The sequence below is a fragment of the Aquabacterium sp. UBA2148 genome (assembly GCF_002328915.1).
GTDB lineage: Bacteria > Pseudomonadota > Gammaproteobacteria > Burkholderiales > Burkholderiaceae_C > Aquabacterium > Aquabacterium parvum.
In genome coordinates this window covers 7465-8038 of record NZ_DCXA01000089.1, presented here as the reverse complement: position 1 = coordinate 8038, position 574 = coordinate 7465, and the positions used below count along the sequence as shown (strand labels likewise).

At 68.6% G+C, this 574-nt stretch carries 1 protein-coding gene; it reads left to right on the top strand.

All coding sequences use genetic code 11. The features are described 5' to 3' along the window. A partial coding sequence (locus B2W70_RS04765) for a 2-oxoacid:acceptor oxidoreductase family protein (protein WP_286743382.1) occupies positions 1 to 574 on the top strand: 574 nt, incomplete at both ends.

Below are 574 nucleotides of genomic sequence, written 5' to 3'. Positions count from 1 at the left end.
CGATCACCATCGGGCAGCTGCTCGGCATGGCCGCCCACGTCGAAGGGCGTGGCGTGGTCACCCAGGAGGCAGCCGGGCTGGCCCAAAAGGGCGGCGCCACCTGGAGCCATGTGCAGATCGCCAACCGGCCAGAGGCCATCCACACCACCAAAGTCGGCACGGCAGAGGCCGACCTGGTCATGGCGTGTGACCCGATCGTCGCGTCCTTGCCCACGACGCTGAGCGTCATGCGCAAGGGGCGCACCCGCATCGCCCTGAACACCCACCACACGCCCACCGCGTCGGTGGTCTCGTCGCCAGACTGGCATTACCCGTCTGGCCAGTGCGACCACGTGCTCGCCGATGCGGTGGGCGCCGAGTCCATCAAGCGTTTCGACAGCGTGGCCCTGGCTGAAAAGCTGCTAGGCGACGCCATTTACGCCAACCCGATGATGCTGGGCTTTGCCTGGCAGATGGGCTGGGTGCCGCTGAGCGGGCAGGCGCTGCGCCGGGCCATCGAGCTCAACGGTGTCCAGGTCGAGCGCAACCTGACGGCCTTCGAGTGGGGACGGCAGGTGGCGCACGACCCGGTGCG